Raw genomic sequence first — 20846 nt, 5'->3', positions numbered from 1 at the left:
TTCCGCCGCGACCGCGCGCCGATCCCGTAAGGTCGGCGGGTAGTCGCGGCGGAAACGGTCGTGGGACAACCCGTCCGTCTCACGTCGCCCGCACTTCACCCCCCGCACTACGACGAGGAGTTCGTTCGCCTTGACGATCCTGGGTATCGGCTTGGACCTGGTCACCATCTCCGAATTCGCCGAACAACTCGAGCGCGCCGGAACCACCATGCTGCGGGAGAGTTTCACCGCAGGGGAGCGGCGCTACTGCCAGAGCAAGGGCACCGATCCCGCGCGCAGCTACGCCGCCCGCTGGGCCGCCAAGGAGGCTGTGCTCAAGGCGTGGGCCACCTCGCGCTTCGCCCGCAGCCCGCAGATCGGCGACAACCCCTATCCGCTCATCGAGGTCGTCAACGACGCCTGGGGCCGCCCCAGCATCAAATTGCACGGTCTCGCAGCCGAATTCCTGCCGCGTGTCCGGGTGCACCTGTCCCTGACCCACGACGGCGACACCGCCGCGGCCATGGTCGTCCTGGAGGACCCGGGCGAACTCGCGGATCTCATCGAGCGTTCCTAGCTCTCACGTCGCGGCCGCACCGCAGCACGGGGCCGCGCCCGGACACTCTGTGTCGTCACAGGATGTTCCGGGCGTGGCGCTCGGCTGACGTTGCGGCCGTGCTCATTTCGCGCCGGGAACCCCGCCGACGCACCGAAAGTGATTGCGGCGCGCCGGAAGAACGGCTCAGGCTTCGGGCTGACGTTGCCCGCCGGAGCGGGATTCCTTCTCCGCCACCAGGAGATAGGCGACCATCAGGCGTTTGAGTTCGCCGACGGCGTCCTCGTGGCGCAGGCCGTCCTGGACGGAGAAGTTGAGCATCGAATAGACCACGTGCACCAGGACCTGCGCCATCATCGAGCGGCGGGCACGCGGGGTGCGGGGCATCAGGGGGCGCAGCATCTGCTGCACGACCTCGGCGAATTCCTTCTCGTGGATGGTGCCGGTGGCGCGGGTGGAGGGGGTGGACTGCATGGCCAGCCAGACCTCGCGGCGGGACGGGTCGGTCATCCACAGGTCGGCCATGTGGTCGACGAACTTGTTCATGTGGCGCAGCCAGTCCATCGAGGGGACCTCGCCGTTGAAATCCGAGAGTTCGCGGGTGACCGCGACCAGGTCCTGCCGGTTCAGCTCGCACACGATGACGTACTTGTTGGCGAAGAACTGATACAGCGTGCCGATCGGCACCTCCGCGCGCGCAGCCACTTCCTCACAGGTGAACGATTCGAATCCGACCTCTACCAGCAGTTCTCGGGACGACTGGAGGAGCGCGTCGAATTTGCGCTTGCTACGTTCCTGGGTGGGACGGCGGCGGGGCATGAGCTCCTGCGGATCGTCCTGCAACTCCAACGCCGGGTCCGGACGTCGGTTCGACCTCGTTGCCGTGCGCGCTTCCACCACGTCCACCAGGCTAGCGGTAGCGACACGCTGATGACACGCGGCTGCGCCGTCTGATTCCGGTTTCGTTGCGGCTCACGACCCATCCGGCCCGGAAATGGTAACGAAGACATACCGAGCGCGCGTGCGTCTACGCGAGCTCTCTGCTCCGACTCCCGCATTCCGTGGCGTGGCGCTGACGCGCGCGTGGTGCGCGGAGCCCCCCATCGCACGACCCGCGTAACAGCTGCACGACCTCGGGTAACAGCACGACCTCGGTAATTGCTGGCTTCACACGGCACGTCGAAAGGCTTGATCTGTGGTAGCACGATCTGTGGTGAGCTTCGGTGTTTCGACCGAGCGGGGCGCGGTGCACGCGGTGGCGCTGTCCGACGGCGACGGCGCACTGCCCGACCGGTTGTCGATCCAGCGGACGTTCACCATCGGGGCCGGACGAACCGATCTCGCACGGGCGGTCGAGGCCGCGTTGGAGGCGCTAGCCGAGGAGATCGAGCCGGATCAGCAGGTCGCCGGGGTGGCGGTCACCTACCGAGATCCGGCCGAGCGGCGCGCGATTGTGACAGGGCTGGCGTCGGGGCCGTGGCGCAGCGCGTCCATGGTGTCGGCGAAATCGGCGCATCTGGCGTTGGCGCGGGCGATGTCGTGGACGGGCGAGTTCGGGCATCTGCTGATCTGCGAGGTGGTGCCGGGATGCCAGTGCTTCTCGCTGATCTCGCCGGGGCGGGATCGGGTGGTCGCCTCGATCTCGGCCGCGGGGTCCGGGCTGAGTGTGGAATCGATGCATCCGGCGGTGTCGGCGGCCTGGGATCAGTTCGAGGCGGCGGGGGTGCAGCCCGAGGCGGTGGTGCCGATCGGGTCGGGCGTGCGCGGTTCGGTGGTGCAGGCGAGTCTGGCCGAGGGATTCGGGGTGCCGGTCATTCCGAGCCGGCTGGGCGCGGCGGCCGCGGCGGCGGGTGCGGCGTTGGCCGTCCATCCCGAGCCGGTGGTCGTGCCGCGTGGGCCGCGGGTGTCGCGTAGTGCCGCGGTGCTGGTCACCGCGGCCAGTGTGCTCGCCGGTGGGCTGGCGGTGGGCGGGGTGTACGAGGCGACCTCGGATTCGCATTCGGGTACCGCGCCGGATCTGGCCGATGCCGCGAACGCCACGCCGCAGCGTCAGCGTGTGACTCCGGCTCCGCAGCCGGCCGCCCGGCCCGCGCCCGCTCCGGCGAAGTCGCCACGGCCGCAAGCGCTTTCGGGACATCCCTCGCAATCGGCCGACGCGCCGGGCGGGGTGCCGATCGATCCGACGGGGATGCTGTGGGGTCCGGTGGCGGGACAGCGGCTGGATCAACACCAGCCCCAGCACCAGCCGGTGCCCGAGTTGATGCGGGTGACGCCGGGCCCGGCCGCCGCGGGCCCCTCGACCGAATTTCCGCCACTGCCCGAACCGAATTCACCGGTGGTCGGGCCGAATCAGCAGCTCTTGTTCCCGGGTGAGGCTCCGCCGCCGGAAGTCACGTCGCCGGAATTCGCGAAGTGGTGGAACAACCACTGGCGGCTGATGTTGGCGTGGGCCGCGCAGTTGATGCCGCATCCCGCGCCGCACGCCATGCAGAACCAGAATCCGAACGCGCACCAGAACCAGAACGCGAACCAGAATCCGGACGCGGCGCGACGCATGTGAGTCCGCGGCCGCGAGATACGTGAATGCCTCGTGGACGACGGCATTCGCGAATAACGGTGCGGCCCGGCCGTTTCCGGCGTCCGGGCCGCACCATTCGTTCGGGGGGACTACACCGACAGATCGCGCCGCAGCTTGGCCACGTGCCCGGTGGCGCGCACGTTGTACTGCGCCACCTCGATCCTGCCCTCCCCGTCGACCAGGAAGGTCGAGCGGATGACGCCGGTGATCTTCTTGCCGTACATGGTCTTCTCGCCGAACGCGCCCCAGGCGGTGAGCACCTCGCGGTCCGGATCGGACAGCAGCGGGAAGGTGAGTTTCTCGTTGTCCCTGAACTTGGCCAGTTTGGCCGGTTTGTCGGGGGAGATGCCGACCACGTCGATGCCCGCGCCGCCGAGGTCGGCGAGGTTGTCGCGGAAGTCGCACGCCTGCTTGGTGCAACCCGGGGTGCTGGCCGCCGGGTAGAAGTAGACGATCACCTTGCGGCCGCGATAGTCGGCCAGGGACACCGGCTTACCGTCGGCATCGGGAAGGGTGAAGCCGGGCGCGATATCGCCCGGAGCGAGCCGGGAGTTCTCGGTCATGCCCAGCACGGTAGCTCACGCGCGAGGCGGTGCGGGTCGCAGGCGGCGACGGATGCGGCGGTCGTCTCGGGGCGGCGGATAGACTCCACGGCAGCGACGCACGCCCATCGGACGAATCACAGGAGATACAACGTGGCGAAGGATACCGAGAGCATCGAGCGGGAGATCGAAGCCGCGCGCAACCGGCTCGCGAACACACTCGATGAACTCGCCGTTCGGGCCGACCCGCAGCGGATCGCCGACAAGACCAAACACGCGGTGCTCGCGAAGTTGAACGAGCCCAAGGTGAAGTACGGACTCATCGGCGCGGGCGCGGTCGTCGTGGCCGTGACGCTGGTGAAGATCTTCCGCCGCTGAGCATTTCGGCCCCGAACGACGAACACCCGGTGTGGCATTGCGCCACACCGGGTGTCGTGTATCAGGGGCCGGATCAGTGCGTGGGGCAAGCCATTCCGGTGCCGTCCGGGTCCAGGTACGGGGCGTAGCCCGGCTCGCCGCGGAACAGCGGCGCCTTGCCCGCCTTGCGGACCTCGTCGCAGTTCTTGTACACCCGGCCGCTGGCGGAACCGGTCTGGGCCAGACCAGCGGATCCGGTGGAGCCGATCAGGTCGTCGATGCTCGAAGACCCGGTGCCCGCCGAACCCGACGGGATGTTGGGGCTTCCGGCAACGGCGGAAGGGGCCAGCGGGGCGGCGAGGGCCAAGCCCGTGCCCACGGTCACGATGAGCCTGCGAACGTTCATGTATTCCTCGATAGTAGCTACGGATGACTGGGGCGGGTCCCGGTCGGCACTCCCCGTGGTGCTCGCGCCGGGCTTGCGAGTCTACTGTTCTGATGGCGTGCGCCGTTGTCAACCTCGTGACCCGAGTGCGCCCGAATCTCCCAGGCGGCTCCCAGCGAGGCGACACGCCGGGTCAGCGCCCGGGCGGTTCCGGCGGGGGTGCGTGCCAGGGCGTGACCGGCGGTTTCACCCAGAGGATCTTCTCGTCGGAGCAGCTGCGTTGTGCCGCAGGATGATTCGGGTTGCGGCGGGCCCAGGCATCCTTCTCGTCGAGTAATTCCGCTGTCAGCGACCAGGTTTCGTCGGTGCTCGGTGGGTTGGTGTCCGCGGCGCGGGCGAGTTTGCGGCGGGTTGCCGGGGGCAGGGCGAGCAGTTCGGCGCCGGTGATGCCGCGCTGCCAGAGGTAGGCGGCCAGGCGGCGGGCCTTGTCGGCGCGGCCCTTGGCGGCGAAGTCGGTGTGCGCGTAGTCGGCCATGTCAGGGCTGGGCCAGGCCGTGGCGGTAGGCGTAGCGGACGGCCTCGGCGCGGTTGCGCGCGCCGATCTTGGCGAAGGCGTTGTTGATGTGCGTCTTGACGGTCGTTTCGGAGATGAACAGCGATCCGGCGATCTCGGCGTTGTTCAGGCCCTGCCCGATCAGGCCCAGGACCTCGGTCTCGCGGGTGGTCAGTCCGTCCGGTTTGGGCGTTGTAGCCGTTGGGGCCGTTGGGTTTTCGCGGGTGGGCCGGGGTGCGGCGGTGGCGTCGGAGAGGGCGGCGACCAGGCGCTGGGAGACCGTCGCGTCGAAGGTGGACTGTCCGGCGGACGCGGCGGTGATGGCGGCGGCGATCTCGGCGCGGCCCGCGTCCTTGGTGAGGTAGCCGCGCGCGCCCGCCCGCAGCGCGCCCAGGATGGACTCGTCGTCGGCGTAGGTGGTCAGCACGATGACCGCGGTGCCCGGATGTTCGGCGGTGATCCTGGCGGTCGCGGCGACGCCGTCCAGGACGGGCATGCGCAGATCCATCAGCACGACATCGGGGGACAGCTCGCCCACCGCCCGCACGGCCGCCTCGCCGTCACCGGCCGAACCGACCACGCGCACCCCGTCGACGAGGCCGAGCAGCGCGACCAGGCCCTCGCGCATCACCTGCTGATCATCGGCCACGAGCACCCGGATCGCGGTGTCGGGCTCCGTCGTCGCTTGCGGCCCTGACCCACTCATGCTCTCCCTTTCGGCCGGGCGGAATTCGGCCGCCGACGTCTCGTCGCCGCCCGCTCAGCCGGGTACTTCCGCCGTCACCACCCAGTCGCGACCGTCGCGTCCCGGTCCGGCGGACAGGGTGCCGCCGACCAGCGCGACTCGCTCGCGCATTCCGGTCAGACCGTACCCGCCGCCCTCGTCGTGCGCCCGCGGTGGTTCGGCCGATCCGGTGTCCGCGAGGACGATCGGGTTGCGCACCGACAGCCGCACCCGTTCCGGGGCGAAACTCAACGCGACGGTCACCGCCGCACCGGGTGCGTGTTTGGCGGCGTTGGTGAGCGCCTCGCGGGCGGTGCGCAGCAGCGAGACCACCGCGTCCGACCGCACCGCGCGGGGGTCGCCGTCGACGAGGCAGTCCACGCTCATCCGGCGATCGCGGCGATACCCCTCGACCAGGCCGCGCACCGCCTCCGGGAGCGGCGGGACGTCCTCGCGCAACGCGGCCACCGCGCCGCGCGCCTCGGTCAGCCCATCCCGGGCCAGGCGGTGCGAACGTCGCAGATGCGTCAGCGCGCCGGTCACATCGCCCTTCTCGCTGAGCAGGCCCTCGGCGACCTCGAGTTGGACGGTCAGCGCGCCGAGGGAGTGCGCCAGGACGTCGTGCATCTCGCGGGCGATGCGGGCGCGTTCGTCGAGGGCGGCGGCGCGGGCGTGTTCGTGCTGGGCGCGGCGGGTCTGTTCGAGCAGCATCTCGGTCTGATGGATCTGGACGCGGTATTCGCGGCGGTACAGGCCCATCAGCAGCACGATCACGAGGATCGCCACGGGGGTCAGGATGTGGGCGGGATCTCCGGCGAACAATTCGCTCAGCACCATCACCACGCCCGCGAGGGCGACGGTGGTCAGGATCAGGCGGGTGCTCACCGCGATCTGCCGGGCGAAGATCCCGATGGTGACCCACAGTTGGATCACCGGCGCGCTCACCTGGCTGATATCGGGCCACGGGCCGACCGCGACCGCGGCGAGCAGCATGCAGGCGATCAGCGCGGGCGTCACCAGACGCGGCCGGGCGTCGCCGTAGAACTCGTAGATCAGGAAGATCGCGTACGCGCCGCCGAAGACGATCCACAACCAGATCGGCACCGCGCCACCGTGATTCCACAGCAGATTCGCCGCCAGCAGCAGCCCGCCGACGATCCGGAACAGCGGGCTGTTCTCCGGATCGCTGCCGAGCAACCGTCGCGCGGCACGCAGCAGTCTCTGCGCCATCACTCTCCTCCGGATCGGTACCGCCAGCATTGTCGCCGACCACCGGCCGCGCAGCGCGGGTGCGGCGTGTCGCGGGTTCCGATGATGTGTCGAGGGTAGGTAGTGCGACAGGTGAGCGGGAACCTGCCGACGGTGGAGTCGCGGGTCGAGCTACACCCGGGGGTGGAGACGGTGGATTCCATCCGTCGGTCCACGCGCTGCGGGCCTGGGCGAAATAGCTTGATTGACATACCAATTCGGCGATAACCAGGGAGAACCCGATGTTCGAGCCCACCGCGAGTCCCGCACCCACCGCGCAGCCCGTGCGCACCGGCGATCCGGCACACGGCGAGTGGTTCGCGCCCGGCACGGAGTCCGCTGCTGGCGTGTCCGGCACGAAGTCGGCACCGGTTGTCGGCATGGTGTCCGCTGCCGGTTCTGTCTCTGCGGGGCAACCGATCTCGGCTGTCGGTGCCGACCGGGTTCCCGGTTCTGCGCGGGTCGATGGTTTCGCTTCAGCCGCTCGTTCCGTCACGGCGGCCACCCCGGCTGTCAGTGGTGATCGAGGTGCTGCGGCGGGTCGCACTGCCGGATTCGCGTCCGGCGGCGGCTCTGTTCCTGCCGGGGGTGCCGGTTCGGCTGCCGGGGGTGGGTCTCCGGTCGGCTCGGTGTCCGCGCAGGGCGGGCGGTTCCGGCGGATGGTGGTGAATCTGTGTCCGGTGGTGCTGCCTATCGGGCTGTATTACCTGATCACGGCGTTGGGGCACAGCAGTTTCGTGGCGCTGCTGTGGTCTACGGCGGTTTCGGCGTTGTGGGTGTTGGTTCCGGCGGCGGTGCTGCGGCGGTTCGACGGGCTGGCCGGGTTCGTGCTGGCGATCAACGGGTTGGGGCTGGTGTTGGCGCTGGTGAGCGGTAGCGATCGGGTGGTGTTGGCGAAGGATCCGATCACCGACGCGGTGGTCGGCGGGCTGCTGCTGGGGACCTGCGCGTTCGGGCGACCGGCGATGTTCGGGATCGTGCAGCGGCTGCGGGCGTCCGGCGAGGAGCAGGTGCGGGCGTGGAATGCCTTGTGGGACAACGATGCCGAGGTGCGGCGGATCTTCCTGCGGTCGACGCTGGTCTGGGGTGGGGCGTTCGCGGCGGTCGCGCTGGTGCGGTTCGCGATGATCGCCACGTTGCCGGTGTCGACGGTGGTCGGGTTGGGCAATCCGGTGGAGTGGGTCGGGCTCGGGCTGGCGTTCGCCTATTCGATGCACGTTCGCAAGCGGATGAACATCGACGCGCGGATCGACGCCGCATAATTCGCCGTTATTTCCTTCATTACAATTCGAACGGTTTCAATCAAAGGTTCGTCAATTTCCTTCAAGGAAATTGACCACCCTTTGATTGTAATTCGCTGCCGGTTTTTTGGTGGATTTCTGTCGAAAGGGTCGAGTTTCCATTTGAATTTCACCTTTTTGAAATATTGGTACGGCCTGATTGACCGGTGAGGATCGGTGTGTCCGTGCTGAGTACGCGGACTCACCGTGGTCAAAGAAAGGTTTGAGGTCGTATCAGATGAGGAAGTTTGCTGCGAGTGCAGCGTTGGTGGTCGGCGCCGTCGGAATCGCCACAGCACCCGCGTATGCCGCCCCGGCCACACCGGCCCCCGCCCCCGCCGCCGCGTCGCCGTTCCAGAATGTTCCGGCATCGCAGACGGTGGTCGTCAACGGAATTCACTACACGCTGAACCGTGATGGCGGATCAGCTGTCCTGAAGGCCACCGATGCCACGTTCAAGAAGGTCGGTGACAGCCTGACCGTCGCCAATACCAAGGGCACCGTCGTCGACTCGGTTCCGCTGGTGTACCGCAAGGACAACACCCAGTTCCCGATCAACGCCGACATCGCCGCCCACCAGGTGCGTCTGACTCCGCGGTCCACCGGCGGCACCCCGGTCGCGCACCCGATCTCGGCGGCGGCGATGGCCGCCGCCAAGGATGCCACCAAGGTGGATCCGAAGCAGATCGACGAGTCCTTCACCCCCCGTGACCAGCAGGAGTTGTCGGCGTTCGGCTCGCGCGCGACCATCTCCAGCCTGATCGGCGCGGTCGTCGGCGCGCTGATCGGCGTCACCGTCGGCTGCGTCGCCGGTGGTGTGGTCGGTTCGGTCTCCACCGCGATCACCACGCTGTTCGCGGGCGTGATTCCCGGCGCGATCATCGGCTGCATCGCCGGTGTCGCGACGGTCGGCACCGTGGGCACGCTGCTGGGCACCATCCTGGTCGGCGGCCCGATGATGCTGTGGTCGGCGTACCAGTACTTCAGCACCATCAACGCCCCGTGCACCACGCCCGGCGCGTTCTGCACCAACCCGGCCGCGCCGCCGGCTGCCAAGAAGTAGTTCCGTGTAGTTCGCGGACACGTCGGGCGGGTCTCCTCATCGGAGGCCCGCCCTTCGGCGTGACTGGAGAGTCTGTGCGCGCATCGCACGTGATGCGGGTGGTGACAGGCAAGGGGATTCGGCTGCGGTTCATCCTGGACCGGGGCCGAATGACGGCGTGGTGCGCGATTGCGAGGTTCGCGGCGGCCGACGACCACGGCGTACGGGCGTGCCACTTTTCCGCGCGGACCTGGGTATGGTCGGCGGGGTGGGTGAGGAGGTTCGAGGTAGATGGGTGAGCGGCGGATGAGTGAGCGGGACGGGTCGGTGGAGGTGGCCGAGGCGGTGGGGTCGCGGCGTGGGAACGCGCGGTTGATCGTGGTGTTGGGGGCGTTGTCGGCGTTCGGGCCGATCACGACGGATCTGTATCTGCCGAGTCTGCCCCAGGCGGCGGCGTCGCTGCACGCGAGTCAGGCCGGGATCCAGTTGTCGCTGACGACGTGTCTGGTCGGGTTGGCGCTCGGGCAGCTGCTTGCCGGGCCGCTCAGCGATCGGTGGGGACGACGACGTCCGATGATCGCCGGGATGGCGGTGTTCACCATCGCTTCGGCGCTGTGCGCGGTCGCGCCGACGGTCGCGCTGCTGGATGGGGCGCGGCTGTTGCAGGGGTTGGCCGGTGCGGCCGGGATTGTCATCTCCTTCGCCATCGTGCGCGACAGATGGTCCGGAACCCAAGGGGCACGGGCATTTTCGATTCTGCTCGGGGTCAGTGGCGCGGCGCCGATCATCGCGCCGGTGGCGGGGGCGCAGCTGCTGCGGGTGATCGACTGGCGCGGATTGTTCTGGGTGCTGGCCGGTTTGGGGTTGATCTTCCTGATCATCGCGATCGTGGGCGTGCCCGAGACGTTGCCGCCGCAGGCCCGGCATCGCGGTGAGCTCACCGCGACGTTCGCCACCCTGCGCCGAATCGCGGTCGTCCCGGAATTCGCCGGATACGCCCTGGCCGGTGCGCTGGCCTTCGCGGCGATGTTCGCCTACATCTCGGCGTCCTCGTTCGTCTTCCAGACCCTTTTCGCTTTGAGCGCACAGGTTTTCGGGTTGATCTTCGCCGTCAACGGTGTCGGGATCATGCTGGCCAACGCGCTGAACATCCGGCTGCTGCGGCGCTGGTCGCCGCGGCGGGTGCTGGATCTGGGACTCGCCGGTGTGTGCACGGGCGCGATCGTGCTGCTGATCGTGGCGCTCGCGCACGGCGGGGCGGTGGCGATCGAGATTCCGCTGTTCGTGATGGTGTCGTCCATCGGTCTGACGTTGCCCAATGCGGCCGCTCTCGCGCTGGAACGGTTCGGTGACGCGTCCGGCAGTGCGTCGGCGCTGGTCGGTTGCACCCAGTTCGTGCTGGGTGCGGCGGTGGCTCCGCTGGTCGGTCTCGGTGGGCGCAGCGCGATTCCGATGGGTGTGGTGACGGTGAGTGTGGCGGTGCTGGCGGTGGTCGCGCGCGTCGGGCTGGTGCGGTTGGGTGGGCGATCCGCCGAGCCGACCGCCACGCGATCGGATGCGGATCCGAACACGTAGCGTTTTCCGAATGCCCATGCTCAGGGTGCGTCCGGCGACCTGAAAACGACTGTCGTTGCCCGATAGAGCTTGATATCGTGCGCCGATACCCGAGGTGAGACACCTACGGTGAGAATCGAGTTCGAGGCGGGCACAACATGTTCGGGAAGCTGATCGGGGCCGGGTCGCGATCATGGCAAAGCATCGTGGTTGTCGGGGCAGTAGTCGCCGCGTGTTGCTCGTGTGGGGGATTGACCGGGCCATCCGAACCTCAGTACACATCCGGATATTCGGCGCTGCCCGCATCGTGCGGTGAGGTCCTCACCGCGGCGGGTGATGAGTTGCGCCAGTTCGCGGGCAGCCTACCGACCGCGGGTGCGCAGCTGGTCAACACGTTCAAGAACGACACCTGGGTCGGGGACACGCTCAACTGCACGGTCATCTACGAGGATCCGATTCCGCACCCGGACAAGGTGTCCACACCCGAATCCCTTTCGCGCACAGTGACAATCAACCTATTGACTGTGACAACCCCGGCCATTGCCGGACAGACCACGACCACCACCGCGGCAAGCCCGGCCTCGACACCGGTTCGCGGTATCGGCGATCAAGCCACCCTCACAGCCCTACCGCTCGAGAAGAATCAAGCTCAGATGAGACTCGACACCAAACTCGACAACCTCTCCCTCGAGATCGATACGCAGGGCCTCAACTGGTCCGGCGCAAGCGGCGCCGCACCCACCGGCGACTCACCAGAACTGCGCAAGGACCTCACCTCCAGCGCCGAATCCATCGCGAAAGCACTCATTCACCATCTTTCGGAGACCTTGCCGCGCAAGACATTCCGGCCTGATGCCGCGACCACCACCTCCGCTCCCACCCCGGCCACCACGACAAAGCCTGCGCCCCAACCAGTGTGGGATCCGTGCACGATCCCCGACGCCGACCTCGCCGCAGCGGGCCTGAATCCACAGTCCAAGAAGGCGGACAGCCCGGACACGCATAGTGGAAGATGCTGGTGGACCAGCCCCTCGTACCACGTGGACGTGTTTACCTGGGACAGCCGGTTCACGGACTGGGCCTACGAGGTCCACACCCAACCCCGCCCGGTCATGGTTGGCAATCGACGTGCCCTGCTCGTCAACAGCGATATCCCCACCGATCCGGGCTGCATCCTCCTGTTCGACATCCCCCAAACCACGGACATCCACGGCGTCAGGACCGGCGTCGTCCAGATAGAGGCAAGAGACGATACCGCGAGCAGCCGCGACGCCGTCTGCGCCGAACTCACGCGCCTGGCAGTCCCTCTGTCCCAACACTTCCCCGCCAGCCGCTGACGCGTGAGCGTCGTCCGCGGCCTCCTCGTCCAGGAGTTCGGCGAGGTATTCGGGCCGTCACAGATCGTGATCATCGAATCCTGAGCAGCATTCGCTGTTCCATATATGGAATGGCACCTGTAATATTCCATATATGGAACGGGAACATGAGGTTGCAGACTGGATCGGTGCGACCGGGCTGAGTGCGGCTGCTGTGGCCAGGCGTGCAGGTGTGTCCGCTTCCACCGTTCATCGAATCCAAACCGGCCGGGTCGACCCCTCGCTCGGCACTCTCAGGGAAATCGCCCTGGCGTGTGGGATCGATTTCGATATCGTCAGCCGTCCGGTCAGTGATCGGTTCGCCGCCGCCGCAGCCCGGGAATTGCTCGAGGAGGGTTACCGAGCCCCGGATGATCCCGAGGTGCGGAGATGGCGCGAGCGTTTGACGCGCATGGCCGAGGGCGACTCCCCGCTGGACCTCGCCGCGGCCGCGGCATCGGCCTCCTCGCCCCTGGATCGGCCGGGCGCGCTCCTGCTGTCCGGCACGGTGTCGCTGGGCCGCCTCGCCTCGGCGGGGGACGCCTCGGGTGACAGTTGGGCGTTGTCGGGGCCCGCCGGTCTGACCTTGCCTCCGCAGCACGATCCCGCACCGGTGGTGACGATCCTGTGGTGTCTGGACGTCCAGAAGGTCGGCCGACTACTGGGTGACGCCAACCTCCGTGCCACGCACCGCGTCGACCGTGCGCGGATCGCGATCGTCAGGGCCGAGCCCGAACTGTTCGCGGGCTCCTTTCAGCGAGGAATAGTCCGGTACGCGGCGCCGATTCAGATCATTCTCGACTGTCTCGCCCAGGGCGGCCCGGTAGCAGACGATGCCATGCGGGAAGCGAGGACATGGTGAGTGAGAAGAAGTGGGCTCCCGGCGCGGACCGGTACGCGCCCACATCCGGGCCGCCACCCGCCCGCACCTCCGCATCTCGCCAGGACAGGCATCGGTTCGAGGACACCGGAATCACCTGGGCCGCCTTCGATGTCGATGCCATCCCGACGAGCCCGATCGAGCGCACCCGCCATCGGTTCCGCGCACACCTGCCCGAATTCATCTGGAATACAGCGGCTTTGGAAGGAAATACCTTCACCCTGCCGGAGGTTCGGACACTGCTCGACGGAGTGACGGTCGGCGGCAAGAAGATCGAGGAGGAACAGCAGATCATCGCCCTCAGCGAGGCGTACAACCTGCTGGACGAGATCGTCGCCGCGGGCGAATTCCAGCTCACGAAACCGATTTCGGACCGACTACATGCGGTCACGGCCAGGTACGAGGCCATAGAGTCAGGGCGATTCCGGGGCGAGGGATCAGTCCGTGGCGGTGGCACGGTACGCCTCGCCAATGGTGGACTCGTCCCCGGCATCGACCCGGGGCCGACCGGGGCGGTACTGCGCGAGCATTTCGACAACCTTGTCGATCATCTTGGCAACGAAGAGGATTCGCGCCGTCGGGCCCTGCTGTATTTCGCGGCCGCGACCCGCCGCCAGTTCTACCTCGACGGCAACAAACGAACCGCTCGTCTGATGATGACCGGCGAGTTGATGTCCTCCGGCTACGACGTGGTCAGCATTCCGTTCAGCCGCAAACTCGAATTCAACAATGCCCTGGACACCCTCTTCGAATTCGACGAAGCCACAGATCTGCTGCGTTTCCTGGCCAGTTGCACGCTCCCGGAGTGATCGGTGAGCCAGGACGCTCTCCATAGCCGCCTGGACTGCTGGCCGTACGTGGACCGACGCTCAGGCGTAGTTGTAGCGCGGGTCGTTTTTTCGTGATGGTGTCGTCCATCGGTCTGACGTTGCCCAATGCGGCCGCTCTCGCGCTGGAACGGTTCGGTGACGCGTCCGGCAGTGCGTCGGCGCTGGTCGGTGGTGTTGTCCGCGACTGTTCCGCGCATCATTGTCGCGCCGCTCGCGGGAGTACTCGTCGATCGCTGGGACGCGCGACGTGTAATGGTCGTCAGCGACGCGGTCCGAGCGTTGTTCTACGCAATACTGTTGATCGTTCTGGTGTGCGGCTCGGAAAGCAGTGCCGTGCAGTATGGCGCGTCCTTGATCGTCTTGACGATCGGTAATGTGTCGGCCCAGTTCTTCAACCCTGCTCGTGGCGCATTGATGCAGGTGATAATCCCCGCGGAGCAGCGCGTGGAGGCAGCCGGTACGAGCATGTTCGCGCTGACCGGCGTTGCGATGGCCGCGACGGCGCTCGGCCCGGTCTCCTATGCGGTCCTCGGGACCGTGGCATCGATATCGGTGTGTATCGGCGCCTACGGGATTTCGTTGTCGATGACCTGTCTCACCACGAATCGATCGATCCGAGCGGAAAGTTCTCCCGCGCATTTCTGGTCGGAGTTCGCCGAAGGATTTCGAACGGCCTGGGGTAGTGCATCACTGCGGATGATTCTGATCGGTGTCGTGCTGTACGGTATTTCTCTCGGAATAAACAGTACGACGTTGAGCCTCTATGGTTTGAAGACTCTGGGACTCGAACCGGAACAGTATGGTCTGCTGTCGATGATGTTCCCCGCCGGAAATCTGGTGGCCAGTATCCTGGGCGTGCGTTTGGTGAAGCGATACGGCCGGCATCGTGTCTATGTGCTGGCATTGATGGGCTTGGGTATCGGTTACGGCATCTATGGTTTGGCGCGTTCGATTCCCGTGGCTTTCGTCTCGATGTTCGTGTGCGGCACGGTGTTCTCGCTGTACGTCCTGTGCCAGGGGCCGATCCTTCAGGAGGCCACCCCGTACGGATACATGGGCAGGATCACCGCGATCACCACTCCGGTCATGGCGCTCGCCTCGATCGCCGGGACGGTCGCGCTCTCGCAGGCGCTGGATCTGCTCATCGGACATGATTCGGGCTCGCCGGTCGTGAACCCCTACGGAACCATGATTGCGATCGGTGCCGGGTGCATGCTGATCGGTGGTTCGGTGATGTTCGCCGCCCAACGTCGCGGGGGGACATAGGGCCGACCTGCTCGGCCGCAGCTATGTGGCACCGCTCCGCATGCGCCTACTTGTGCGGCGGGCGGTTTGTCGCGAGTTGGAGGAAGTTGTCCCAATCGGCGGCGGGTACGGCGAGGATCGGTTGGTTGGCGGGGGTGTTGGCCGGGTTTCGGAGGTACTTGCTGTCGCGGATGTAGACCGTGTCGTCGGCGAACTTGACCTCGACGCAGTGATCGCTGCCTGTGCTGTAGCTGCTCTTACGCCACGTGCTCATTGCGTTCCTTGATCGCTTGCTCAGCCCCTCGACAACGAGGTCGACAGGTCCGGCCGCGCGCTTGAGGAAGTCCTCGCTTCCCCGGAACTGGTCGCCGCCGTGCTCAGGGTGATCTTCGGGCTCGCTCTCACCGGCAGACTCGACACCCCGACCTATCAACCCGCCAAGACTGTCCTCGATCAGATACTCACAACCCTCGCACCATCCCAATACGTCGACCCGATCAGGAACATCGAACGGAGACAACAGAACCCGCCCGGTTGATTGCTACCCGCAAAGGTGACTCCGGCAGACGCGTCTACATCTCGCTGACGCATACCGCGACGCGTCACCGACGTGTACAGAGGCGACATCACAGTGAATGGACGCGTCAGGACGCCTCGCCCCTGACCAACGGCCGTTGTCCAGAGCGACCCATCCTCGTCCCGCCGAGACCAGGCGGTTATCGGAGCGTGGATCAAAGATCGTCAGTGCCGTCTTGGGCGTAGGGTCGGGTCGTGAAACGCACTCAGTGGAAGATCCACGGCGAGAAGCTTGTCGATGAGAACCGGCACATCCGGTTGTCGACCGTCGATGTCGAACTGCCTGACGGCGTGAGGTTCACACAGTACGTGGCGCGGATGCCGCGCTGCGCAATGACGCTGGTACTCAACGAGAACCGCGAAGCGCTGCTGATGTATCGGCACCGGTTCATCATCGACAGATGGGTGTGGGAGCTGCCCGGCGGCTACGTCGACCACGCCGAAGATGTCGCGAACGCCGCTGCCCGTGAGGTCCAGGAGGAGACCGGCTGGCGGCCATGCTCAATGGAGCACCTGGTCACCTATCAGCCGTCGATCGGCAGCCTCGATCAGCCCCAGGAGATCTACCTCGCCCGCTGCGCCGAACTCACCGACACTGAGCCCGATATCAACGAGGCCGAAGACATTCGCTGGATACCGCTCGAGGATGCAGCGGCGATGATCGATCGTGGCGAGATCGTCGGCGCGGCCACCGTGGTCGCGATCTATCGTGCGCTCAGTCTCGACGCGTAGTCAGCTCGCGAACCTGCTGCCGGAAATCCTGAACATCCGGCATACCCGCATGAGGGGCCAGTCGCTGGCGCAGATCACGCAAGTAGGCGTGGCTGCGTCGCGACGACAAGCCTGCCGCGATGTCGAGCGCTTGGTGGCCGATGCGTACAGCTTCTTGTGGATCTTCGGTCACGCGAGTCGAAGCCAGTAGCGTCAGGTTGAACGCGCGGCCGCGGAGATATCCGTCGGACATGTTCAGTGATTGCTCGGCGAACCGCGCGGATCGGGCGTCGTCGCCCAACTCCCGGAAGCAGTGGGCGACCTTGGCCGACATGTACGCGCCGTCGAAGTAGGCCAGCCATTCCGGTTGGTCGGACGATTCCGCCTTGGCGAATGTCCGTTCGGCTGCAGTGATGGACGTGGCGCACATCGCCTCGTCGAGGCGTGCGGCATGGCCGTGGGCTTCGACCAGCCGGCACTCCGCTTCCAGGGCCGCCAATCCCGCACTGCGGGCAGAGATTTGGGCCGCCCGGGCCAGGTCGACCGCGTCACCGGGTCGGCCGACGTACGTCGCCTTATGACTCATCGCCGCCAGAATCTCCGCTCCGAGACCGGGATCACCAGCAGCGCGGGCCAACCGCAACGCTTGGATCAAATATCGCTGGGCCAATCCGTGCTCTTCCTGGTCGTAGGCGGCCCATCCCGCTAGTTTGGTGAGTTCTGCCGCCGCCGTGAACAGCTGACGACCTACCGGCTCGGCGTAATTGCCACGCAGCAGTGGCCCGACGGAACTATGCAGGTATTGCACGATCGTGGGCCGAACCTTGCCTCCGCCAACTCGATTGTCGAGGTCACGGAACGCCGCCGCCATGGCGCGAACCGCGTCGACGTCGCTTTGACCCACACGCCGCGCCCCAGCCGACACAGGGTGCTCAGGCCCCGGCAGCGTCAGCCAGCGCATCGAAGCGGCCGGGTACACCGCCACCGCGTACGAGGCTCCCTTCAGGAACCGCCTGCGCTCCACGTCACTCCTCCACAGCGCCGTCACCGACGTCGTCGCCTCGGTCAAGCTCAATGCGAACTCCAACCCCATATCCACCGGATCGCGGCCGCCGGACATCCCGCACACAGGCGGAGTGATCCGTCGCCCGAGAGCTTCGGTTAATACGTCCGCAATCAACTCCGGCCCTGGGGAATTCGGCTGCTGGCCGTCCAGCCACCGGCCTACCGACCGGTGGTCGTAGGCCAGTTCCAGGCCGACCGCACGCCCTCGTTCAACCACCCGCCGAGCCAGGCCCTTGTTGCTGATGCCGGACTCGTCGAGGAGCTCCTCCAGTTCCCGGTTCGGTTCTTTGGGCTGGCGTCCCATAGCCAGAGTGTGGCACGCGCAACACTCCGGGCGCGACTTTCAGCCGGTCGCGCACACCCCTTGTGCACACCCCCACCCCACCTGCACACATCCTCCCGGCACGCACGTCTTATGCCCGCCCCCTGCCGCGCGGTGTTCTGAAGCAATAGATGTCGCGCTGCCCCTCCGCGAAGCCTCCGAAGAATTGCCCGGCGGATTCGAGAACGCGCCGACGACGCTCACGACACCACGGAGTGCGAAGAGATGAACCCGAAGGCCATCGGCCTGGTACGGCCCGATAAATCCGGGCTGACCGCGCTAGAACACGCGATCGAGATCCGCCGACACGTAGAGCGATTGGGCTACCACTACCTCTACACGGTCCGGCCCCCCTGACCGTCATCCCGATCCCATCGGCTATGCGCTCGGCATCGCTAGAGGGGTCCAGGCCGCCGTCGTTGCCGTATACGACCTCGACACCCTGGACAACACCCTTGCTCGTGTGTGCAACGTCTGTGACCTGGAAACGGTGAGCCCGCCAATGACTTGGGCCGCCGCGACGCTGGGACCACCAACCCCGACCATCCGCTGACCGTCGCCATATACCACGACCGCCCCGTTGCGCGCTGAGCATCCCGAAACAGGCTGTCTTACAACCAATCTAGATGGCGACGTTGACGATGCCACCCAAATTCGCTGCACGCGTACGAGAAACGTCGATCACATGACAGGAGTGAAATACGGTGAGCTTCAATTGGTGGCGCGAAGCCGAGCCCGACGAGATGTCGGCACAAGCGATCATCGACCGCGTGGCAGCCGAGTGGCGTGCCGGACACCAGCACATGCAAGACCGCACCGAGCAGCACGGCACGGCTGCCCGGCCTGCCGGGTCGCCTCATGCGGCCCCGGAGAAACCGTTTGGCGTGTCCGAAGCACACCGAACCATGCAGCAGCACAAAGCATGTCGCGCAGATCAGTGTCCACGCAAGGCAGCAGCACAGCGCACACTCATCGACGCCGGACACATGACACCGGACACCTCCCGCCGGTATTGACCGGCCCCACTCACGCAGTCACTCACCGAAATCAGGCCGGGGAGCTGTCAGCCGCGGCCGACACCACCCAGCAAATCGAAATGAAGGGGGCACGGTCATGTTCCGCGCCATAATCCCTGTCCACGTCGACAAGGACACCACCCTGCGTGTGAAGATCCACGACGCCTGTGGATTCACCTGCACGTTCTGCCACAACGAAGGAACACCCGTCGCCATCGACAACCGCCACCGAGTACCCGGCGATTTCCTGTCCACCGGCCCCAGCGGGCGCATGTCGATCTACGCCGCGACCAACGGCGCAACGTTCCTGCCTGCCCCTGTACCCGACAACGACGAATTCACCCGTGCACTCCTGGCGCTGCGTGACGCTCTCGAACTAACCGAACTGCACTGGACCGGCGGAGAGCCGACCCTGCATCCAGGCATCGCGAAGCTGACCAAGCTCGCCGTTGATGCCGGTTACCAGGTCGGCATGACCTCCAACGGTGAACGCGGCGAGCGAGTGATCCCGGATTGCGCAGCCGCCGGACTGGATCGGGTGAACTTCTCGATCTTCGGCACGACCGCCGCCGAAATCGTCGAGGTCCAGCACGCCCGATTCCGCAATCCTATTCTCGCCCAACGCAAAATCGATGCACTCAACCGATCGATCGCCGCCTGCGAAGCACACGGGATCAAGGCCAGCGCGAATATCGTTGTGCCCGACCATAGTCACGCTTCGCGCGTGCACAGGCTACTTGACGAGTTCTCCACGCATCTTACGGTCCGGCTACTCATGTCACTCGACCACGGTGCCTCATCCATCGAAGCGATCGAGCGCATCCTCACCGAGCGCGGAGCAGTCGCCGAGGCGCACTACATCACCGCCGGCGGCTCGAACTCGCGCACCGCCTACCGCCTGCCCGGCGGTCGCCGAATCTACTTCAAACAGATCCGCCCCGTCCGCCTACCGAGCACCTGCACCGGGTGCCGGTTCAACAACGAAACCGACTGCGAGGAAGGCTTCTACGGGGTCCGGCTCTACTACGACCGGACCACAGGATTCCAGATCGGCGTATGCATTCAGCGCATGGACCTGTGCCTGCCACTGGCCGAGTTCCTGACCAGCCCACTGCGCACAGAGATCCTGAACCTGCGCAACGCCGAGTACCACAGGCTCACCACCCGCCGCGCCGGATAACCTGAACCCATCGACCGACCCAGAAGGAGCCTCCCGTGCCCATCGAGCACGAAGCCAAGATCCTCGATATAGACCCCGACACTATCGAGCAGGACATCTTGGGCAAAGGCGGTCGAAAAATCGGCGAACGGTTCATGCGTCGCCGCGTCTACGACGTCACCTCCGGTGTCGGCGGTAAATGGATCAGATTGCGCGACAATGGAACCACGACAACGCTGGCCGTCAAGGAGATCACCAGTGACGCCATCGACGGCACCCACGAAGTAGAGGTGATTGTCGAGGACTTCGCTACCACCAACACCCTGCTCGAAATGCTGGGCTTCACCGCGAAGTCCTACCAGGAAAACAAGCGAGTCAGCTTCACTCTCGACGGCGCACAACTAGAAATCGACACCTGGCCACACATCCCGCCATACCTTGAAATTGAAGCCGCGACAAAACACGACGTGATCCGGATCGCCGAACTCCTCGGCTACACCGAAACCGACCTCACCGGCGAGAATACGATCAAAATCTATGCCCGGCACGGCATCGACCTCAATACCATCCGCGAACTACGTTTCTGAGCAAGTCGTTCACCACCTCCCCTACGAGTATCCGAACGGCAGACCCCAGGCTTCCGTCCGTTCGCCCCTGGACGCAGGGTCTGACCTGTCGCAGCCCATGCTATCGATGAAGGCGACGTCGTACTTGCCGGTCATTGGCCGCAGCATCCGGGTCGATCAACGTTCCCAGTAGGAGGGTGAACGCGTCGTGGGTGCGTTGCGTGGCGGTGCGGGTATCGCGTTGCGCGGCGGTGGTGATCAGTGCTGGATCGGTGTGGTCCAGGTCGGTGCCGGGGCTGGTCGGGTCGTCGGGGTTCGCGATA

General features: G+C 66.2%; 21 protein-coding genes and 1 pseudogene. 13 read left to right on the top strand and 9 right to left on the bottom strand.

The features are described from left to right. The first annotated feature begins 130 nt into the window (after positions 1 to 130). The gene (acpS, locus tag NRB20_RS15655) at positions 131 to 556 is read left to right on the top strand and encodes a holo-ACP synthase AcpS (RefSeq protein ID WP_040820002.1); all 426 of its coding nucleotides are present in this window, start codon (positions 131 to 133) and stop codon (positions 554 to 556) included. 165 nt (positions 557 to 721) lie between these two features. Here acpS and NRB20_RS15650 read toward each other — a convergent pair whose 3' ends face one another. Continuing rightward, the gene (locus NRB20_RS15650) at positions 722 to 1354 is read right to left on the bottom strand and encodes a TetR family transcriptional regulator (protein WP_227833581.1); all 633 of its coding nucleotides are present in this window, start codon (positions 1352 to 1354) and stop codon (positions 722 to 724) included. Positions 1355 to 1730: 376 nt separating this feature from the next. Here NRB20_RS15650 and NRB20_RS15645 point away from each other — a divergent pair, with 376 nt between their 5' ends. After that, a complete protein-coding gene (locus tag NRB20_RS15645) occupies positions 1731 to 3095 on the top strand; it encodes a hypothetical protein (RefSeq protein ID WP_153410882.1) in 1365 nt (454 codons plus the stop codon). Between the two features lie 107 nt (positions 3096 to 3202). Here the strand turns inward: NRB20_RS15645 and bcp are convergent, their stop codons facing one another. After that, positions 3203 to 3676 carry a thioredoxin-dependent thiol peroxidase gene (gene bcp, locus NRB20_RS15640; protein ID WP_153410881.1) on the bottom strand — a complete coding sequence of 158 codons (474 nt, stop codon included), beginning with the start codon at positions 3674 to 3676 and terminating at the stop codon, positions 3203 to 3205. 132 nt (positions 3677 to 3808) lie between these two features. Here bcp and NRB20_RS15635 point away from each other — a divergent pair, with 132 nt between their 5' ends. Continuing rightward, entirely contained in the window at positions 3809 to 4033 is a 225-nt protein-coding gene (locus NRB20_RS15635; protein ID WP_040820017.1) for a DUF3618 domain-containing protein, read from the top strand. 73 nt (positions 4034 to 4106) lie between these two features. Here NRB20_RS15635 and NRB20_RS15630 read toward each other — a convergent pair whose 3' ends face one another. From NRB20_RS15630 to NRB20_RS15615, 4 genes are all read right to left on the bottom strand, one after another. Beyond that, a complete protein-coding gene (locus NRB20_RS15630; protein ID WP_153410880.1) occupies positions 4107 to 4418 on the bottom strand; it encodes an excalibur calcium-binding domain-containing protein in 312 nt (103 codons plus the stop codon). 172 nt (positions 4419 to 4590) lie between these two features. Next, a complete protein-coding gene (locus NRB20_RS15625; RefSeq protein ID WP_153410879.1) occupies positions 4591 to 4932 on the bottom strand; it encodes a hypothetical protein in 342 nt (113 codons plus the stop codon). A 1-nt stretch (position 4933) separates the two neighbouring features. Next, complete coding sequence (locus NRB20_RS15620) at positions 4934 to 5656, bottom strand: response regulator transcription factor (RefSeq protein ID WP_153410878.1); 723 nt, start codon at positions 5654 to 5656, stop codon at positions 4934 to 4936. Between the two features lie 54 nt (positions 5657 to 5710). Further along, positions 5711 to 6904, bottom strand: coding sequence for a sensor histidine kinase (locus NRB20_RS15615; protein WP_227833568.1), 1194 nt, complete (start codon positions 6902 to 6904; stop codon positions 5711 to 5713). Positions 6905 to 7551: 647 nt separating this feature from the next. On the opposite strand from NRB20_RS15615, the gene NRB20_RS15610 reads away from it, so the two are divergent. The 7 genes from NRB20_RS15610 (at position 7552) to NRB20_RS15580 (ending at position 15129) form a co-directional block, all read left to right on the top strand. Then, a complete protein-coding gene (locus tag NRB20_RS15610; RefSeq protein WP_153410877.1) occupies positions 7552 to 8184 on the top strand; it encodes a VC0807 family protein in 633 nt (210 codons plus the stop codon). A gap of 256 nt (positions 8185 to 8440) precedes the next feature. After that, positions 8441 to 9265 carry a hypothetical protein gene (locus tag NRB20_RS15605; protein WP_153410876.1) on the top strand — a complete coding sequence of 275 codons (825 nt, stop codon included), beginning with the start codon at positions 8441 to 8443 and terminating at the stop codon, positions 9263 to 9265. Between the two features lie 270 nt (positions 9266 to 9535). Further along, entirely contained in the window at positions 9536 to 10819 is a 1284-nt protein-coding gene (locus NRB20_RS15600; protein WP_227833567.1) for a multidrug effflux MFS transporter, read from the top strand. A gap of 230 nt (positions 10820 to 11049) precedes the next feature. After that, positions 11050 to 12135: a DUF3558 family protein gene (locus NRB20_RS15595; protein ID WP_194289870.1), complete on the top strand. Its 1086-nt coding sequence runs from the start codon at positions 11050 to 11052 to the stop codon at positions 12133 to 12135. A gap of 133 nt (positions 12136 to 12268) precedes the next feature. After that, the gene (locus NRB20_RS15590) at positions 12269 to 13015 is read left to right on the top strand and encodes a helix-turn-helix domain-containing protein (RefSeq protein ID WP_153410874.1); all 747 of its coding nucleotides are present in this window, start codon (positions 12269 to 12271) and stop codon (positions 13013 to 13015) included. Beyond that, positions 13012 to 13842 carry a Fic family protein gene (locus NRB20_RS15585; RefSeq protein ID WP_227833566.1) on the top strand — a complete coding sequence of 277 codons (831 nt, stop codon included), beginning with the start codon at positions 13012 to 13014 and terminating at the stop codon, positions 13840 to 13842. The genes NRB20_RS15590 and NRB20_RS15585 overlap by 4 nt, the downstream gene beginning before the upstream one ends. Before the next feature lie 126 nt (positions 13843 to 13968). Continuing rightward, positions 13969 to 15129: an MFS transporter gene (locus tag NRB20_RS15580; protein ID WP_153410873.1), complete on the top strand. Its 1161-nt coding sequence runs from the start codon at positions 13969 to 13971 to the stop codon at positions 15127 to 15129. A gap of 46 nt (positions 15130 to 15175) precedes the next feature. Here the strand turns inward: NRB20_RS15580 and NRB20_RS15575 are convergent, their stop codons facing one another. Continuing rightward, a complete protein-coding gene (locus NRB20_RS15575) occupies positions 15176 to 15382 on the bottom strand; it encodes a DUF397 domain-containing protein (protein WP_153410872.1) in 207 nt (68 codons plus the stop codon). A gap of 620 nt (positions 15383 to 16002) precedes the next feature. Here NRB20_RS15575 and NRB20_RS15570 point away from each other — a divergent pair. Beyond that, positions 16003 to 16416, top strand: coding sequence for an NUDIX hydrolase (locus tag NRB20_RS15570; RefSeq protein WP_227833580.1), 414 nt, complete (start codon positions 16003 to 16005; stop codon positions 16414 to 16416). Here the strand turns inward: NRB20_RS15570 and NRB20_RS15565 are convergent. Next, positions 16400 to 17764 carry a hypothetical protein gene (locus tag NRB20_RS15565; protein WP_153410870.1) on the bottom strand — a complete coding sequence of 455 codons (1365 nt, stop codon included), beginning with the start codon at positions 17762 to 17764 and terminating at the stop codon, positions 16400 to 16402. The genes NRB20_RS15570 and NRB20_RS15565 overlap by 17 nt on opposite strands. 1182 nt (positions 17765 to 18946) lie before the next feature. Between NRB20_RS15565 and NRB20_RS15560 the strand changes: the two genes are divergently transcribed. Both NRB20_RS15560 and NRB20_RS15555 read left to right on the top strand, forming a co-directional pair. Next, the gene (locus tag NRB20_RS15560; protein WP_319944969.1) at positions 18947 to 19978 is read left to right on the top strand and encodes a radical SAM protein; all 1032 of its coding nucleotides are present in this window, start codon (positions 18947 to 18949) and stop codon (positions 19976 to 19978) included. A 35-nt stretch (positions 19979 to 20013) separates the two neighbouring features. Further along, positions 20014 to 20544: a class IV adenylate cyclase gene (locus NRB20_RS15555; RefSeq protein ID WP_227833565.1), complete on the top strand. Its 531-nt coding sequence runs from the start codon at positions 20014 to 20016 to the stop codon at positions 20542 to 20544. Positions 20545 to 20644: 100 nt separating this feature from the next. On the opposite strand, the pseudogene NRB20_RS37565 reads toward NRB20_RS15555, so the two are convergent. Next, a pseudogene (locus NRB20_RS37565) lies at positions 20645 to 20846 on the bottom strand (hypothetical protein); the annotation flags it as partial.

Source organism: Nocardia macrotermitis, assembly GCF_009604405.1.
Taxonomy (GTDB): domain Bacteria; phylum Actinomycetota; class Actinomycetes; order Mycobacteriales; family Mycobacteriaceae; genus Nocardia; species Nocardia macrotermitis.
This window is presented reverse-complemented; position numbering and strand designations above follow the sequence as displayed.

Coding starts and splice junctions, on each gene's coding strand:
- NRB20_RS15650 (WP_227833581.1), bottom strand. CDS start 1,354: ATGCCCCGCCGCCGTCCCACCCAGGAACGTAGCAAGCGCAAATTCGAC.
- bcp (WP_153410881.1), bottom strand. CDS start 3,676: ATGACCGAGAACTCCCGGCTCGCTCCGGGCGATATCGCGCCCGGCTTC.
- NRB20_RS15630 (WP_153410880.1), bottom strand. CDS start 4,418: ATGAACGTTCGCAGGCTCATCGTGACCGTGGGCACGGGCTTGGCCCTC.
- NRB20_RS15625 (WP_153410879.1), bottom strand. CDS start 4,932: ATGGCCGACTACGCGCACACCGACTTCGCCGCCAAGGGCCGCGCCGAC.
- NRB20_RS15620 (WP_153410878.1), bottom strand. CDS start 5,656: ATGAGTGGGTCAGGGCCGCAAGCGACGACGGAGCCCGACACCGCGATC.
- NRB20_RS15615 (WP_227833568.1), bottom strand. CDS start 6,904: ATGGCGCAGAGACTGCTGCGTGCCGCGCGACGGTTGCTCGGCAGCGAT.
- NRB20_RS15605 (WP_153410876.1), top strand. CDS start 8,441: ATGAGGAAGTTTGCTGCGAGTGCAGCGTTGGTGGTCGGCGCCGTCGGA.
- NRB20_RS15600 (WP_227833567.1), top strand. CDS start 9,536: ATGGGTGAGCGGCGGATGAGTGAGCGGGACGGGTCGGTGGAGGTGGCC.
- NRB20_RS15590 (WP_153410874.1), top strand. CDS start 12,269: ATGGAACGGGAACATGAGGTTGCAGACTGGATCGGTGCGACCGGGCTG.
- NRB20_RS15580 (WP_153410873.1), top strand. CDS start 13,969: ATGCGGCCGCTCTCGCGCTGGAACGGTTCGGTGACGCGTCCGGCAGTG.
- NRB20_RS15575 (WP_153410872.1), bottom strand. CDS start 15,382: ATGAGCACGTGGCGTAAGAGCAGCTACAGCACAGGCAGCGATCACTGC.
- NRB20_RS15570 (WP_227833580.1), top strand. CDS start 16,003: ATGCCGCGCTGCGCAATGACGCTGGTACTCAACGAGAACCGCGAAGCG.
- NRB20_RS15565 (WP_153410870.1), bottom strand. CDS start 17,764: ATGGGACGCCAGCCCAAAGAACCGAACCGGGAACTGGAGGAGCTCCTC.